The organism is Bradyrhizobium sp. NAS96.2 (assembly GCF_001908235.1).
In the GTDB taxonomy this organism is placed as follows: domain Bacteria; phylum Pseudomonadota; class Alphaproteobacteria; order Rhizobiales; family Xanthobacteraceae; genus Bradyrhizobium.
Genome location: NZ_LGHK01000283.1, coordinates 1 through 15,327 on the forward strand (window position 1 = coordinate 1; position 15,327 = coordinate 15,327).

18 protein-coding genes are annotated in these 15,327 nt (G+C 65.3%); 7 read left to right on the top strand and 11 right to left on the bottom strand.

Translation table 11 applies throughout. From position 1 onward, the window contains the following. Both AC628_RS39495 and AC628_RS39500 read left to right on the top strand, forming a co-directional pair. Positions 1–1,058, top strand: a 1,058-nt coding sequence (locus AC628_RS39495; RefSeq protein WP_210190327.1) for an FHIPEP family type III secretion protein, incomplete at its 5' end; no start/stop codon positions are given. Between the two features lie 420 nt (positions 1,059–1,478). Further along, on the top strand, positions 1,479–1,679 hold the full coding sequence (locus tag AC628_RS39500; RefSeq protein ID WP_050425321.1) for a hypothetical protein: 201 nt from the start codon (positions 1,479–1,481) through the stop codon (positions 1,677–1,679). Positions 1,680–2,003: 324 nt separating this feature from the next. Here the strand turns inward: AC628_RS39500 and AC628_RS39505 are convergent, their stop codons facing one another. The 4 genes from AC628_RS39505 to fliI all read right to left on the bottom strand — a co-directional run bounded on the left by AC628_RS39505 (position 2,004) and on the right by fliI (position 5,601). Then, positions 2,004–2,987, bottom strand: a complete 984-nt coding sequence (locus AC628_RS39505) for an anti-sigma factor (RefSeq protein ID WP_074132091.1) — start codon at positions 2,985–2,987, stop codon at positions 2,004–2,006. Positions 2,988–2,990: 3 nt separating this feature from the next. Beyond that, positions 2,991–3,536 carry a sigma-70 family RNA polymerase sigma factor gene (locus AC628_RS39510; RefSeq protein ID WP_074132092.1) on the bottom strand — a complete coding sequence of 182 codons (546 nt, stop codon included), beginning with the start codon at positions 3,534–3,536 and terminating at the stop codon, positions 2,991–2,993. A 211-nt stretch (positions 3,537–3,747) separates the two neighbouring features. Then, complete coding sequence (fliJ, locus tag AC628_RS39515) at positions 3,748–4,167, bottom strand: flagellar export protein FliJ (protein WP_021081901.1); 420 nt, start codon at positions 4,165–4,167, stop codon at positions 3,748–3,750. A gap of 108 nt (positions 4,168–4,275) precedes the next feature. Next, positions 4,276–5,601 (bottom strand): flagellar protein export ATPase FliI, encoded by a 1,326-nt coding sequence (gene fliI / locus AC628_RS39520; RefSeq protein WP_074132093.1) that lies wholly within the window; start codon positions 5,599–5,601, stop codon positions 4,276–4,278. 367 nt (positions 5,602–5,968) lie between these two features. On the opposite strand from fliI, the gene ctrA reads away from it, so the two are divergent. Beyond that, positions 5,969–6,670 (top strand): response regulator transcription factor CtrA, encoded by a 702-nt coding sequence (gene ctrA, locus AC628_RS39525; RefSeq protein WP_016848562.1) that lies wholly within the window; start codon positions 5,969–5,971, stop codon positions 6,668–6,670. 62 nt (positions 6,671–6,732) lie between these two features. On the opposite strand, the gene AC628_RS39530 is transcribed toward ctrA, so the two are convergent. Genes AC628_RS39530 through AC628_RS39540 form a run of 3 tightly spaced genes read right to left on the bottom strand, consistent with a single transcriptional unit; the run spans position 6,733 to position 9,796 of the window. Beyond that, positions 6,733–8,319 carry a S53 family peptidase gene (locus AC628_RS39530; RefSeq protein ID WP_074132095.1) on the bottom strand — a complete coding sequence of 529 codons (1,587 nt, stop codon included), beginning with the start codon at positions 8,317–8,319 and terminating at the stop codon, positions 6,733–6,735. Between the two features lie 10 nt (positions 8,320–8,329). Beyond that, the gene (locus AC628_RS44535; RefSeq protein ID WP_074132097.1) at positions 8,330–9,517 is read right to left on the bottom strand and encodes a hypothetical protein; all 1,188 of its coding nucleotides are present in this window, start codon (positions 9,515–9,517) and stop codon (positions 8,330–8,332) included. Between the two features lie 21 nt (positions 9,518–9,538). Next, on the bottom strand, positions 9,539–9,796 hold the full coding sequence (locus tag AC628_RS39540) for a hypothetical protein (protein ID WP_143202055.1): 258 nt from the start codon (positions 9,794–9,796) through the stop codon (positions 9,539–9,541). A 211-nt stretch (positions 9,797–10,007) separates the two neighbouring features. On the opposite strand from AC628_RS39540, the gene AC628_RS39545 reads away from it, so the two are divergent. From AC628_RS39545 to AC628_RS39560, 4 genes are all read left to right on the top strand, one after another. Then, positions 10,008–10,412 (top strand): DUF350 domain-containing protein, encoded by a 405-nt coding sequence (locus AC628_RS39545; protein ID WP_074132099.1) that lies wholly within the window; start codon positions 10,008–10,010, stop codon positions 10,410–10,412. Between the two features lie 16 nt (positions 10,413–10,428). Continuing rightward, on the top strand, positions 10,429–10,833 hold the full coding sequence (locus tag AC628_RS39550) for a hypothetical protein (RefSeq protein ID WP_074132101.1): 405 nt from the start codon (positions 10,429–10,431) through the stop codon (positions 10,831–10,833). A gap of 96 nt (positions 10,834–10,929) precedes the next feature. Next, on the top strand, positions 10,930–11,142 hold the full coding sequence (locus tag AC628_RS39555; protein ID WP_074132102.1) for a hypothetical protein: 213 nt from the start codon (positions 10,930–10,932) through the stop codon (positions 11,140–11,142). Between the two features lie 42 nt (positions 11,143–11,184). Then, entirely contained in the window at positions 11,185–12,342 is a 1,158-nt protein-coding gene (locus AC628_RS39560) for a glutathionylspermidine synthase family protein (RefSeq protein WP_074132104.1), read from the top strand. Positions 12,343–12,514: 172 nt separating this feature from the next. Here the strand turns inward: AC628_RS39560 and AC628_RS39565 are convergent, their stop codons facing one another. The 4 genes from AC628_RS39565 to AC628_RS39580 all read right to left on the bottom strand — a co-directional run. Continuing rightward, the gene (locus AC628_RS39565; RefSeq protein ID WP_074132106.1) at positions 12,515–13,387 is read right to left on the bottom strand and encodes a CheR family methyltransferase; all 873 of its coding nucleotides are present in this window, start codon (positions 13,385–13,387) and stop codon (positions 12,515–12,517) included. Continuing rightward, positions 13,384–14,550, bottom strand: a complete 1,167-nt coding sequence (locus AC628_RS39570; RefSeq protein ID WP_074132108.1) for a protein-glutamate methylesterase/protein-glutamine glutaminase — start codon at positions 14,548–14,550, stop codon at positions 13,384–13,386. Before AC628_RS39570 ends, AC628_RS39565 begins: the two co-directional genes overlap by 4 nt. A gap of 75 nt (positions 14,551–14,625) precedes the next feature. Further along, positions 14,626–14,991: a response regulator gene (locus AC628_RS39575; RefSeq protein ID WP_021081912.1), complete on the bottom strand. Its 366-nt coding sequence runs from the start codon at positions 14,989–14,991 to the stop codon at positions 14,626–14,628. A gap of 64 nt (positions 14,992–15,055) precedes the next feature. Beyond that, positions 15,056–15,327 (bottom strand): chemotaxis protein CheW (locus AC628_RS39580; RefSeq protein WP_210190328.1); only part of this gene is annotated, 272 nt, incomplete at its 5' end.

Genomic DNA, 15,327 nt, shown 5'->3' on the forward strand with positions numbered 1-15,327 from the left:
CCGCCGCCGCAGCCGCCGCGGAAGAGCCGATCGCCGCCGCGCTGAAGATCGACGACCTCAAGATCGAACTCGGCTACGCGCTGCTGCCGCTGGTCAACGGTCCCGACGGCACCGACCGCCTCACCGAGCAGATCAAGGCGCTGCGCCGCTCGCTCGCGATCGAGATGGGTTTCGTGATGCCGGCGGTGCGCATCCTCGACAATGTACAGCTCGAGGCCAACAGCTACGCCATCAAGATCAAGGAGGTCGACGCCGGAACGGGCAAGATCTGGCCGAGCCAGTTCATGGTCATGGACCCCGCCGGCAACCAGGTACAGCTGCCCGGTATCCACACCATCGAGCCGACCTTCGGCCTGCCTGCGACATGGGTCGATGCCGGCCTGAAGGAAGAGGCCGCGCTTAAGGGCTACACCGTGGTCGACGCCGCCACGGTGCTGTCGACGCATCTGACCGAGCTGCTCAAGACAAACATGTCGGACCTGTTGTCCTACGGCGAGGTGCAGAAGCTGTTGAAGGACCTTCCGAAGGAGCAGGGCGAGCTGATCAAGGACATCGTGCCGAGCCAGGTCACGGTGTCGGGCATCCAGCGCGTGCTGCAGTTGCTGCTCGCCGAGCGCATCTCGATCCGCGATCTCTCGACCATCCTCGAGGGCATCGCCGACGCGCTGGCGTTCTCGCGCAATCCGGCGACCATGGTCGAGCACGTCCGCGCCCGGCTGGCGCGGCAGATCTGCGCCCAGAACACCTCGCCGAACGGCTACCTGCCCCTGATCGCACTGTCGGCGCGCTGGGAGCAGGCATTCGCCGAGTCGATCGTCGGCACCGGCGACGACCGGAGTCTGGCGATGCAGCCCTCGAAGCTTTCGGAATTCATGACCGCCGTGCGCAACGCCTTCGAGCAGGCGGCGCGCGAAGGTGAGGCGCCGGTGCTGGTGACGTCGGCCGCGATCCGGCCGTTTGTCCGTTCGCTGGTGGAGCGGTTCCGCTCGCAGACCACCGTTTTGTCGCAGGCCGAGATCCATCCGCGGGCCCGGCTGAAGACGGTCGGCAGCGTCTAAAGCTTCGATTCCGACCGAGCCGGAACCGAAGCCCTGGGTTGTTATCCGACGCGTTGTCTTCACGTGAACCGGGCGTCCACTTCGTTTGAAAACGCCCTAGCGGCCGCAAATCACTTGCGTTTTCGCCTGTGTTTTCTCGCCACAGGCAACTGATTTGTGTGGAACAGACCGAAACGGACCTATCTGGGATGCAGCATCCCAGCATCCACTCAAGATACTGATATTACATTAGTTTAATGCGACTCTAGATTACCAAAGGGTCATCTTTGATCGCGCCCGATCACGTCTCATCACGCCCTTGTGATGACCTCTGGGGAACGGAATCGGCAAATCCTACGTTAGCGAGGCACGAGACGTTGAACCGGGCAACAGACCAAACCGACAGATTGGCAGAGAGCAGGAAGGCGGCAGGAGACTTCCATGAACCACTCGATCTACAGCGCTGATCGTACGACGCACCTGAAGATTGTGGTCGTGGCGTTGGTCGCCGGTATCCTGGTCGCTGGTTTCGGCATCTCGGCGCACAATTCGTCTGACGAGGGTTACACGCAGACTGCGCGTGTCATGAAGGCCGGCAAGCCGGTGGCAATCACGAGCTCGAGCAACTCGCTGGTCCGTTGATCGGCAGGCTCGCTAACAGGAGAGTTTCAGGAATTCACGTAGTGTTCTTTACAGCCCCCCAAAGTCGCTGCGTGGATATTTAAGACCCCCAACTACCCCCAAGTTGACTATCGAAAACGCCCGCTCCCCACGGGCGTTTTCTTTTTTGTGCGTTTGGCATTCAACACAAGCGCCGACCGCAGCGCGCGCAGCTCTCTCCCCGTCATTGCGAGCGAAGCGACGCAATCCATTGTCACCGGGCACGCGGAACGATGGATTGCTTCGCTGCGCTCGCAATGACGGGGTTACTGGCTTCCGACAGTCTCCGACGACGAGGCGCCTGGCCTACCGCGGCGTCGAACCTGACGCAGGCGGCACGGTCTCGATCAGCTTGCCGGTGAAGATCGGCGCCGAGGTCGGCTGACCGTTCGGCGAGCCGCCGGCCTGTTCGACGGTCACCGCGTAGGTGGCGCCGTTGATCACGTCGGGATCGTAGCCCGACAGCACCGGGCGCGCGGTGAAATCATCGGCGCCGATCACGCCGAGCGAGCGCGGCTGCGGCAGCTTGTCGGAGATCAACCAAAGCTCGAAACTCTTGCCGGGCTCCGAGGCGGCGCCGACCTTGCGCACGGTGAAGTTCTTGGTCGCGCCGTCGATGGTCATGATGAAGGCCGGCCCGCCATTCTGGCCCTGCAACAGCGCGACATATTGCGCCGACGGCGTGAAGGCCGGCGCGAGCGTCTTCACTTCCACGGTCTGGATGCGCGGCTTCGGCCGGATCGCGTTCGGCAAGGCATCGGGCCGATAGATCTGCAGGCCGAGCGTCACCAGCAGCGCGGCTGCGATCGCGGTTGCGGCCGACGCGATGCCGCGCCAGCGCTTCATGCGGCTCGTCAGCGAGATCACCTGGCTGTCGTCGATGCCAAAACGTGCCCGGACCGATGCCCGCCGGGCCTCGGCCGGCTGCTGGACCCCTGGTGGCTGCGAAGGCTCCGGATCGAACGCCGAGCCGAACTCGACATCGTCTGCGATCGGCGTCGGTGGCGGCGGCGTCACCGTGGCGGCCGGCGTCTCGGGCAGCACCAGCGGCGCCTGCGGCGTGGTAGCATGGCCGATCGCCGCCTTGATGTTCTCCCAGACCACCGGGCGCGGCTCGACCAGGCCGACCATCTGGTTCAGCGGCCCGAGCCTGAACTCCCAGGCCTGCACGAGCGCGGCGAATTCGGTGTCGACGGCCATCATGGTCTCGACCTGCGTGCGCTCGTCGGCATCGAGCGTACCGAGCGCATATTCCGCGGCGAGCGCGATATGGTCTTCGCTATAGCCCATCAATCAGAGTCCAAGACACTCCCGGATATCCATCAGGCTGCGGCGCAGCCAGGTCTTCACCGTGTTTACCGGTGTCTCGAACTTTGCGGCGAGCTGCTCGCGGCTCCAGCCGTTGTAATAGGCGAGCAGCACGAGCTTCTGACGATCGGGCTCCAGGCGACCGACGCACTCCAGCAGCCGCTTCAACTCTTCCGTCATCTCCCGTCGCGCCAGCGGATCGGGCTGGTCGGCGGCGACTTCCATCGCGGCCGGCTCTTCCTCCAGCGAGGCCTCGCCGCGCTTGCGCACCACATCGATGGCGCGGTTGCGCGCGATCGACGCCATCCACGTGATCGGGGACGAAAGGGCCGGGTTGAACTGCCCGGCGCTGTTCCAGATCTTGACGTAAGCCTCCTGAATGACCTCCTCGGCGAGGTCCGGTCGCCGCAAGATACGGAGCACCACGCCAAAGAGTTTCGCGCGGGTCGCGGCGTACAACCGCTCGAAGGCGGCCTCATCCCCCTTGGCGACGGCGGCGATCAGCCAGACGAGCTCAGCCGGCGTCAGCATTCAGCGCCCTCCAAGCCTGCATCCCCCATCGCCCCATTGCCACCGCGCCGCCGATCATCGGTCCGGACCGGTGGTAGCATATTTTGAGACAGCACGATCCGCCAAGTGGCTGACAAGTGGCCGACAAGAGGCCGGCTTGTGGACAGCCCCAACAAAAAAGCCCGGGCGATCGGCCCGGGCTCGCAAGATGGTCAGCGGAGGGAGCTAAGGTTCAGGCGATGACGCCGAGACGGGCCCGCATCAGGCCGATCGAATCCATGTCGGCTTGCTCGCGAGCGCTCTCCTCCGCGCGTTCGCGCGCCTGGTCGCGCTCGTCGAGCAGTTCGACCTTCTTCAGCTCCTCGAAGGCTTCCGACAGCAGCGCCTTGGCGTCGTCGAGCTGGGCGCGCAGTTCGTCGGCCGAGCGGGTCAGGTTCTCGCGGCGCTGGATCGCGGCCTTGGCATAGGTGGGATAGGCGAAGTGCGAGGGATCGTTGATCCCGGCGCGCTCCTGCTCGGTCTGGATCTCGCGCTCGAGCTCGACTGACATGCGCTGGAAGTCGGCGATCATGCCTTCGATCTGGGTAACCCGACGGCGCTTTTCATCGACCTGAAATTTCTTCAGGCGGATCAGCGTTTCACGTGACTTCATCGACTCATACTCCCCAGAAGTCCCAAATCCGAACGCGGGACAGAGCCGGCTCCCCGCTGGGCCCCGCCGGCATAGCTATGGTGTGCCGGGGATGATGGCCTGACAAAGTTAGCGTTCCGTTTCCAAACCCGACAGGATTTGAGCGAGTTGCCGGTAGCCGTCGCCGAGGCTGGTCGCCTCGTCCTTGGCCTGGCGCAGATAGGCCTCGAGCGGCTCATGCAGCCGGATCGCCTCGTCGACCTCGGGGCTGGAACCCGGCCGGTAGGCGCCGAGCCGGATCAGTTCCTCCATGTCGGCATAGGTCGCCATCACCTGCCGCGCCTTGTTGATGAAGGGCAGGAAGTTGGGGTCGGCCGACTTCGGCATGGTGCGCGAGACCGACTTCAGGATGTTGACGGCGGGATAGCGGCCGCGCTCGGCGATCGCCCGCTGCATCACGATATGACCGTCGAGGATGCCGCGCACCGCGTCGGCGATCGGCTCATTGTGATCGTCGCCGTCGACCAGCACCGTGAAGATCGCGGTGATGGTGCCGGCGCCGGTGCCCGGCCCTGCGCGCTCCAAGAGCTTCGGCAGTTCGGTGAACACGGTCGGCGTATAGCCCTTGGCGGTCGGCGGCTCGCCCGCCGAGAGCCCGATCTCGCGCTGCGCCATCGCAAAGCGCGTCACCGAGTCCATCAGGCACAGCACGTCCTGGTCCTCGTCGCGGAAATACTCGGCGATGGCGAGCGTCAGGTACGCCGCCTGGCGCCGCATCAGCGCCGGCTCGTCCGAGGTGGCGACCACCACGACCGAGCGCGCCAGCCCTTCCTCGCCAAGATCCTCCTGGAGGAATTCCTGCACCTCGCGGCCGCGTTCGCCGATCAGCCCGATCACCGAGATCGCGGCATCGACGTTGCGCGCCAGCATCGACAGCAGCACCGACTTGCCGACACCGGAGCCGGCAAAGATGCCGAGCCGCTGGCCGCGGCAGCAGGTCAGGAAAGTGTTGAGACCGCGCACGCCGAGATCGAGCGGCGGACCGACCCGCTTGCGCGAATGCGCCGGCGGCGGCGAGTTGCGGTAGGACATCGGCGAGGCGCCCTGCGGCAGCGGCCCCTTGCCGTCGATCGGTTCGCCCATCGCATTGACGACGCGGCCGAGCCAGGCCGGCGACGGCCGCACCTGGCTCGCCGCATTGGCGATGACGGCGCGGCACCCGCGCCTGACGCCTTCGAGCCCGCCGAACGGCATCACCACCGCGTTCTCGCCGGAGAAGCCGATCACCTCGGCGGGGATGAAGCGACCGGCGCCGACGTCGATCACGATGCGCGCGCCGACCGACATCGCGTGAATGGGGCCGGCGATCTCGACCATCAGCCCGCGGACGCCGACGACACGGCCATAAATATTGACGCCGTCGATGTCGCCGATCTGCTCCGCGAGGGCCTTCATTGCGAAAACCTTAAGTTTCCGCGATTTTGCTCCAGCCGCTTAACTTCGTGTTTACCCGCATCATTAATCATTGCGTCACTGTCTTTGGTGACTGAGGTCGCTTGCCCATCAGAAGAAGGGCGAGTCGCGAGAGTCGGTTAGGCCCGTCTCTTAATGTGGAAACTGAACGAGCGCGGTTAGGAAAAGCTTCTTCTACGCAATATCTTAGGGCGATTCGACAAAAATTGCACGGTTAGAGCTTGCGTCGAGGAATCAGTTTTTGTTAACCATATCTCGTCAGGATCCGAATCAGTTGTTCAAAGGCGTTTTGTGAGTGCCGCAAGTGCGGCCGACCTGACGCCCGGAGCGGCGACTATAGGGGACTGGCATGCGCGTTTTGCTGATTGAAGATGATAGCGCCGTCGCGCAGTCGATCGAATTGATGCTCAAATCCGAGAGTTTCAACGTCTACACGACGGACCTCGGTGAAGAAGGCGTCGATCTCGGCAAGCTTTACGACTACGACATCATCCTGCTCGACCTCAACCTGCCCGACATGTCCGGCTACGACGTGCTGAAGCAGCTCCGGGTTTCGAAGATCAAGACTCCCATTCTGATCCTTTCCGGCCTCGCCGGCATCGAGGACAAGGTCAAGGGTCTCGGCGTCGGCGCCGACGACTACATGACCAAACCCTTCCACAAGGACGAGCTGGTCGCCCGCATCCACGCGATCGTCCGCCGCTCCAAGGGTCACGCCCAGTCGGTCATCCAGACCGGCGATCTCGTGGTCAATCTGGACACCAAGACGGTCGAGGTCGGCGGTCAGCGCGTGCACCTGACCGGCAAGGAATACCAGATGCTGGAGCTGCTCTCGCTCCGCAAGGGCACCACGCTCACCAAGGAAATGTTCCTCAATCACCTCTACGGCGGCATGGATGAGCCGGAGCTGAAGATCATCGACGTCTTCATCTGCAAGCTCCGCAAGAAGCTCGCCAACGCCTCCGAGGGCCGCAACTTCATCGAGACCGTGTGGGGCCGCGGCTACGTGCTGCGCGAGCCGCACGAGGCCGACGAGCGCATTCCCGCCTGACGCTTTCTGCAGCAAACCTCCTGAACCCCGCCGCGAATGGCGGGGTTTTTGTTTTTTGGATGCTACGCCACCGGGACCGCGGCGAGGGCGGCGAGAACATCCGCGCCCCTGGGAACGCCGAGCCCGGTGCAGGCGCTCCAGCCGGGGCCGGCGTCGTAGCCCTTGCCGCCGACGCGGTTGTTGCCCTGCTCGATTGCGCGGAAGGCGCCGGGATTGGCGTAAAGCACCGCATTGAGGAAGCCGATCTGCTCGCCGCGCGCGGCGATCGCAATCGCGACCAGGGCGGCCCATAGCGGTGTCGCAGCGCTGGTCCCGCTCATCGCCATCGCCTGTCCGTTGACGATGATGCGGTAGCCGGGGCTTGCCGCAGCCGCGCAGGCGACGTCCGGGACGCCGCGCCGGATCGCGCCGTCGTTCTGCGACTTCGGCAGCGCCAGATGCGACTGATAATCGGGGATAGGAAACGCATCGCTGATGCCGCCGCCGGTGCCGACCGCGCCGGCGTTCCAGACCACCTCCGCCGCGGCCGACCCGTTGCCCGCGGCAAGCACCGGCTGCGTGCCGCCGCAGCTCGTCGCATAGGGGCTCGAAGCGGGAAACCAGACATGGAGCTTGCCGTCGGTCAGGCCGCTGGTCGCCAGCTGATCGCCGGAGGCGAACAGCACGCTGACGCGCAGCCGCGCGGCATCGGCCAGCACCGCCTGCATCGCGTCGCGCCCCGGCTCGGTCCAGAATTTCTCCGCGCTGCCCCAGCTGACCGAGATCACCTGCGGCGCATGCTGCTCATCGAACACCGCCTGATGGATCGCGTCGGTGAGACCGGCGGCGGAGTTCTCGGCAAAGTAGACCACGATCCTGGCCTTCGGCAGCAGGCCGGCGAGCACCTGGAGGTCGAGCGCGAGCTCCTGATCGGCGACATCGTTGGTGCCGAGACCGCCGTCGTTGCCGGTCTGCGGCACGTTGACGACGGTCGGCGGCTGCCGGTTCATGCCGGTCAGCGCCATCGCGAGATCGCTCTGGAGATAGCCGCCGCCGAGCGCGACGATGCCGACGCAGATCGACGACACGTCGCGATCCAGCGGAATGCCGTAGAGGGCGGCGATGTCGGTCGGCCACAACCCGCTGTCGCTCCCGGTGTCGGCCCGGGCCTGCACAAGCGGCATCCTGCTTCGGAGCGGGCGCTGATCGAAGCCGAGAATGGCGCGGGTCCATGGCGCGATCTCGGCCGGCACCGTCAGGCCGCCGACCCGCGCACGAAATTCGCGCTGCCCGTCACGATAGATGCGAAGCGTTGCGCCGAAGGTCACGGCCATCTGCCTTGCGGTGCCTTCAAGCATGACGGTGCGCGCGACAAGATCGGTGCCGAGGACGCTCAATCCCCGCTCCGCCGCCAATCGTGCGATCCGCGCGGCGGCGCGGGCATGGCTGCGGTGACGCTGGGTCGCGAGCTGGTGCCGCGTCACCGGTTTGGCGAGCCGGGCCAGATCACCGGCGCTGCCAGGCTGAAACTTGTCCGGGGTGCGCCGCTTGACATAGACCACGATGGAGATCCGCTCGTTCGGATCGACATCGCCGACCAGCGTCGCGCCGTCGGGCGCGGCGCGCTCGCTGCCCGCAAGCGGAAGCCTGCGCTCGCGCGAGCCGGCCATCAGTCCGGTCTCACTTCCCGGCGCATGGCGTCGGCTGCACCGGACTTTGGGTATCGTCATAGGCGCAGAACGGGATCGACCAGACGAAGTCCGCCGCAGTCGCGATCCGCGTGAGGCCCGGCTTGCCCTCGAAGATCGGTGGCTGGCCCGTGAACTTCCAGTACCACTCGGGGAGCAGCGGCCCGAGCGGAGCGACCGGACCATTCGGACCGAACGAGAGGAATCCGGCCTGCGACGCCGGCGTGCCGTCCGCCTTGAAGGCCGCGCGGCCGTGGCAGGTGATGCAGGACGACGTCGCGACGAAGCCGTCCTCGGTGACCGAATTGCCGACCCTGATGTCGAGCCCGACATTGTCGACGAAATCGACCTGGGACCCCTTCAGGCAGTAGTTGTTGTAAACGGGATCAATGTCCGCGCTCGACAGCATCGCCGCCAATGCGGGCGTCTTGACGCAATCCGGATAGCCCTGGCCTGCGGTCCGGTTCGACGGCACGAACGCGGTCTGCGCGCCGAAACTATCGCGGCAGCCGATGATGTCGCAGCGGCCCGGATTGAAGCGGTGCTCGAACGTCGCCCAGGTCCAGTTCGGCACCTGCTTGCTGATCACATGCATCGAGACCAGGGCGTACTGCACGCCGGCCGCGCTGTTGACGTGATAGAGCTGCGGCGCCTGCGCCACCGTCACCTTGTTGTTGGTGAATTGCGGAATGTCGCTGATCGGCATCCAATTTCCCTTCACCTCGATCGAATCGACCGGGAACGACAGCGTCTTGCCGAATGCGGCCTTCACGCCCGACAGCTTGTAGAGGTTGTTCTGGACGATGAAGTCGAACGTCGCCTTGTTGTGACGCGTTTCCTCCATCTGCCCCTGCGCGGCGCCCGGCGGCAGCGCCGGCAGCAATCCGCCGCTCTGCTGCACACCTTCTCGCGCCACCTGCGGCAGGATCGGCGGGCGCAGCGACGGCGGCGTCGCGGCCGCCGGAAACTGCGGATTGGGCTGGAACAGGTCGGTATCGCTCGCCCAGGTCTCGAACGTCGAATTGCTGCCGCCGGCGCGGGTATTGGCCTGGATGAAGAGCTGCCAGGCAACCTGATCCGGCGCGGTCATCGCAGGATTCGGCAGCGACTGCGCCGCGGCCGGGACGGCGGGAAGCACAAACAGACCACAGACGAGCAGCGTGTCGATCGACCTTCTCATCTTTGCTCTCCACATTGAGGTTCAGGGTTGGAAGCCGTCCCCCATCCAGCTCGCATAGAGATCGAGCGAGTCCTGGGACCATCGGTGACCGGGCGGCATGAAGCCGGACGACAGCGCGGCGAAGACGCGGCGTGCGTTGGCGTGATCGGCAAAGTCGTCATTGCCGGCCGGGTCGCTCATCCAGTCGGCGTCGCCGAGCCGAACGCCCTTTGGCGCCATGCAGGCGATGTCGCCCGGTCGAAACATCGGCAGGATGTCGTTGCCAAAACTGGTCGTCATCGGGATCACCGAGCCCATTCGCGACATGCACTTCTGGTTGCATATCGTATAGACGGCTATCGCAGGAGCCGCTGTGAAGCGGCTCACACCGGCGCGCAGCAATTTTTCCGCTGATGTCCACCGGAGCCCACAGGTCACATCGAACCGAAGCTTCGCGAACCGCGACCAATCAGCTATAGGATGACGATTTAGGGCTGTTCGGGCGCATCACATGATCCTGCAATCCCTCGCCGGCCTGCCGGCGTTCCTGGTCTATTTCTGCACGGCGCTGATCGCCGTGGTCGCCTACCTCTTCGTCTACACGCGCGTCACGCCGCATGACGAGTTCCAGCTGATCCGCGACAACGATTCCGCGGCGGCGATTGCGCTCGGCCTCAGCCTGCTCGGCTTCGTGCTGCCGGTGGTCAGCGCGATCGCCCATTCCGCCAATGTGATCGACTGCCTGATCTGGAGCATCATCGCGCTGATCGTGCAGATCATCGTCTATTACATCGTGAAGATCCCGGTGCCGAACCTGTCGGCGCGGATCGCCTCCGGCGAAATGGCAGCGGCGATCTGGCTCGGACTGTCCTCACTGGCCGCAGGCGCGCTGAACGCGGCCTGCATGATCTACTGAGCCATCGAGCCGAACCATGGCGCGCAAACCCAACCCGGAATTCGGCAAGCGGCGGCCAGTGGTGCCGGCGGTGCCGCCGCGGCCGGATCCGCCCTCCAAGCGCTCCAACCATGTCGCGCTGCTGATGATGGGTACGCTCGCGGTCGGCGGCGGCGCCTACGCACTGATGCCGCGGCAGAATTGCCAGCCGATCCCGCCGACACCGCCGGGCGTCACCGCGCCGGCCGTCCCGCAGCCCGGCGCCGACTGCACACAGCGCAGCTCGTCGTCCGGATCGGGCGGCAGCGGCGGCGGCTCGTCGCGCAGCAGCTTCTACAGCGGCAGCTCGTCGTCGGGCGGCTCCTCATCCGCGTCAAGCTCGTCGGTAAGCCGCGGCGGCTTCGGCTCGTTCGCGCATGCATTCGGCTTCGGCGGTGGCTGATGAGCACTTTGGCGTGTCGTCACGTGCTTTCACTTGCCCGGCGCTCAGAGCTGATGGAAACTCGGCGCGGCTCCGCAAACAGCAGGGATCGCGCCGATGAAGCGCTCACGCCGCGTCTGGCTGAAATTGATGGGCAGCGTCGCGATCGGCGCAGCCTCGATCGGCCTGACGCCAGGTCACGCCCGCAGTCATCGCCACCATGCGAGGCACGGAGAACGGCGAAAGCCCGAGCAAGTGCCCCCCTCCGGCGGCTTCGGCGATGCGCCGCGCGCGCTCGCTCGCGGCGAGTTCTCGCATGGCGGTGGCTGACACGAGGCTGGCACACATCTTCTGAAGATCACGGTCCCCTTCATGCAACGCATCGCATGTCCCGAGCGCGACGATTGGCAGGCAACCGCCGAGAGCGCCGGCTTCACCTTCCACACCATCGACGGCGAACGCTACTGGGACGAGCGCGCCTATTACGCCTTCACGCTCGACGAGATCGAGCGCGATATCGAGGCGCCGACCGCCGAGATCGACGCGATGTGCCTCGAGCTCGCCGAACGTGCGGTCAAGGATGAGCGCTATCTGCGCCAGCTCAAGATTCCGGAGGTGTACTGGGACCTGATCGCGGCGAGCTGGCGCCGCGAGGATCCGAGCCTCTACGGCCGGCTCGACCTCAAATTCAGCGGCAGCGGCCCGGCCAAGCTGCTCGAATACAATGCCGACACGCCGACCTCGATCTTCGAGGCGGCGGTGTTTCAATGGACCTGGCTCGAACAAGCGATCGCGCGCAACATCATCCCGAAGCGCGCCGACCAGTTCAACTCGATCCATGAGCGGCTGATCGAGGCCTGGAAGACGATCGGCGCCAACCATCCGCTGCACCTCACCGGATTGACCGGCAATGCCGAGGACGCCGGCACGCTCGCCTATCTCGAGGACACCGCGGTGCAAGCCGGGCTGAAGACGACGGTGCTCGACATCGAGCAGATCGGACTGCGCGATGATGGCCGGTTCGTCGACCTCGACGAAAGCCCGATCGCGCTCGCCTTCAAGCTCTACCCGTGGGAGTGGATGTTTCACGACGCATTCGGCAAGAACCTGAGCTCCGCGCCGACGCAATGGATCGAGCCGCCGTGGAAGGCGATCCTGTCCAACAAGGGCATCCTGCCGCTGTTGTGGGAGATGTTTCCGGGCCACCCCAATTTGCTGCCGGCCTATTTCGACGACGACCCGCAGGCGGCGCAGCTCGGCACCTCCTTCGTGCGCAAGCCGATCTATTCGCGCGAGGGCGCCAATGTCGAACTGGTCAGCGCCGGCATCACGCTGGTCGCCGAGCAAGGCCCCTACGGCGCCGAAGGATTCATCCGCCAGGCGCTGGCGCCGCTGCCGAATTTTTCCGGACAGTATCCGGTGCTCGGAAGCTGGCTGGTCGACCACACGCCCTGCGGGCTCTCGATCCGCGAAGATGAAAATCCGATCACCGGCAACACCTCGCGCTTCCTGCCGCACGCGATTTTGTAGTGCCTCGACGCGGTTGCGATTCAACTCCGTCATCCTGAGGAGCGCGCAGCGCGTCTCGAAGGATGCACAGCCCGGCTAGTGGCCGTCGACCCTTCGAGACGCCGCTTCGCGGCTCCTCAGGGTGACGGAACGCGCAGAGTTGAGCTTCCCGATCTAGAGAGATCGAGTCGAGTCACCGCGCCGCGGACGCGACCGCCTTCAGCACATGCAGCGCGGCGCCGGCACGCGCGACCGGGGCGGTGCTGGGCTGATAGAGCCCGCGGCGGTCGGGATAGGGTCTGAACAGGTTGGTGATGCCGACGACGGATTCCGCCGCGCCAAGCGCCAGCACGCCGTCGGGCTCGAGCATCCGGGAAATCTTGCCGAAGATGCCCGCCTTGGTCTGCTGATCGAAATAGATCAGCACGTTGCGGCAGAAGATCACATCGAAGGTGCCGAGATGCGCAATGTCCTGCAGCAGATTGAGCTGGCGGTGCTGCACCATGCCGCGGATATCGGCGTTGAGCTGCCAGAGCTCGCCCTGCTGCTTGAAGTACTTCACCAGCAGCTGGATCGGCAGGCCGCGCTGCACCTCGAACTGGCTGAACAGGCCGGCCTTGGACTTTTCCAGCACCGCCTGCGACAGGTCGGTGGCGATGATCTCGATGCGCCAGCCGGTGAACAGCGCGGTCATTTCCTTCAGCAGCATCGCGATCGAATACGGCTCCTGCCCGGTCGACGATGCCGCGCACCAGATCCGCAGGCTGCGGCGCGCCGCGCGTGCCTGCGCCAGCGCCGGCAGCACCGCTTCCTTCAGGTGATCGAACGGGATCTTGTCGCGAAAGAAGAAGGTCTCGTTGGTGGTCATCGCTTCGACCACTTCCGAGGTCAGCATCTCGGCGCCGCCCTTCATCTTCAGGACCAGCTCGGGAATGCCGGCAAGGTTCGACCTGCGCGCCAAAGGCAGCAGGCGGCTCTCGACGAGATATTGCTTGTCGCTCGACAGGTCGAGGCCGGAACGTTCCTTCAGCAGCTTACGCAAATACTCGTAGTCCAGCGGCGTCACGAACGGTCTCCCGCAAACACGCGAACAAGCTTCGAAGCGATCTGATTGAGCGGCAGCACGGCCGCGCAGATCCCGGCATTGACCGCAGCACCAGGCATGCCCCACACCACGCTGGTCGCCTCGTCCTGGGCAATCACGCTGCCGCCGGCGGCGACGATATCCTTGCCGCCGCGCATGCCGTCGGAGCCCATGCCGGTCAGGATCAACGACATGATGCTGCCCTGCCAGACCTCGATCGCCGAGGTGAACATCGGGTCCACCGCGGGCTTGCAGAAATTGACCGGCGGCCCATCGTCGAGCGCGATGGTGGCGTCGACGCCGTGGCGCACGATGCGCATATGGCGTCCGCCCGGCGCCAGATAGATCCGGCCCGGCTTGATGGCCTCGCCGTCGATCCCCTCATGCGCCGGCCGCTTGCTGGCGCGCGCCAGATGCTCGGCGAGAATCGTGGTGAAGGTCGGCGGCATGTGCTGGGTGATCAGCACCGGGACGCGATCGATCACCGGGCCGATCTCTGCAACCAGCGACATCAGCGCCTGCGGGCCTCCGGTCGACGAGCCGATCAGCAATACCTTCGGCTGCAACAGGCCAAACGAACGGCGCGCGACCTGGGCCGGCGCGGCGGGCGCAGCGACGGGAGCCAGAGTCCGCGGTCTGTCGTGACCGGGCGCAAGCGGCGGGCTCGCCGTGGTGTGCACGGTGCTGCGCCGCGCCTTGGCGCCGAGATGACGGATCTTCTGGATCAGGTCGTGGCGGAAGGTTTCGGCGGCGGTGGCTTCGCGCGTGCTCTCCGGCTTCGGAATGTAGTCGGACGCACCGAGCGAGAGCGCCTTCAGGCTGATCTCCGCGTTGCGGCGGGTCAGCGTGGAGGCCATGATGACGACGAGATCGCGCTTCTTCGCCAAGAGCTGCGGCAGCGCCGAGATGCCGTCGAGGTCGGGCATCTCGATGTCGAGCACCGCGACGTCGGGATTGATGCGCTCGAGCTGGTTGACGGCGTCGAGGCCGGTGCGCAGCGAGGCCACGACCTCCATGTCGGGCTCGGCGCCGATCCAGCGCGAGATCATCCCGCGGATCACCACGGAATCGTCGACCACCATCACCCGCACCTTGTCGGACCGGGTCGATGTCGGAACCGCAGTACTTGTCAACGCAACACTCATGACTTCACCAGCGACGCAACACGACGCACAACAACCGTTGAGCCGAGGGCTTCTGCCGCCGGATCGAACGTAGATTTAGATAAGCCCGACTTCCTGGAACTTCGCGGTGACGATGTCCCGGTCGAACGGCTTCATGATGTATTCGTTGGCACCGGCATGCAGCGCGCGTGCGATATGCGCGACGTCATTCTCGGTGGTGCAGAACACGACCTTGGGCTGATCGCCACCGGGCATGCGGCGAAGATTGCCGAGAAACTCGTAGCCGTCCATGACAGGCATGTTCCAGTCGAGCAGCACGGCCTCGGGCATCGCGCGCTTGCAGGCCTCAAGCGCTTTCGCGCCGTCCTCAGCCTCGACGATCGTGAAATCGAGCCCTTCCAGGATACGGCGGGCGACCTTGCGAATGACGCTTGAGTCATCGACAACAAGACATGTTCTCATCTGCGACCTCACCTTCCTCATCCCCGGTGGGATGTTTCAGTTTCTTCAATTGCAGCGGCCGGTCTCAGGCCGCTTTGGCATCGGGCACCAGTTCGAGCACGCGATCGACATCGAGGACGACCATGAGCTGGCCGTCGAGGCGGTGGACGCCGCCGGCGAGCTTGGCCATGCGGGGATCGAGGTTGACCGGATTGTCCTCGCGGCCGTCCTCGGGCAGCCGCAGCACCTCGCCGATCTGGTCGATCAGCAGGCCGTAGGATTCGCCGCGCTGGTCGACCCCGACCGCCATCGGCAGCTTGCCGTCGTCGGCCTTCGGCAGCCCGAGCCGGGCGCGCA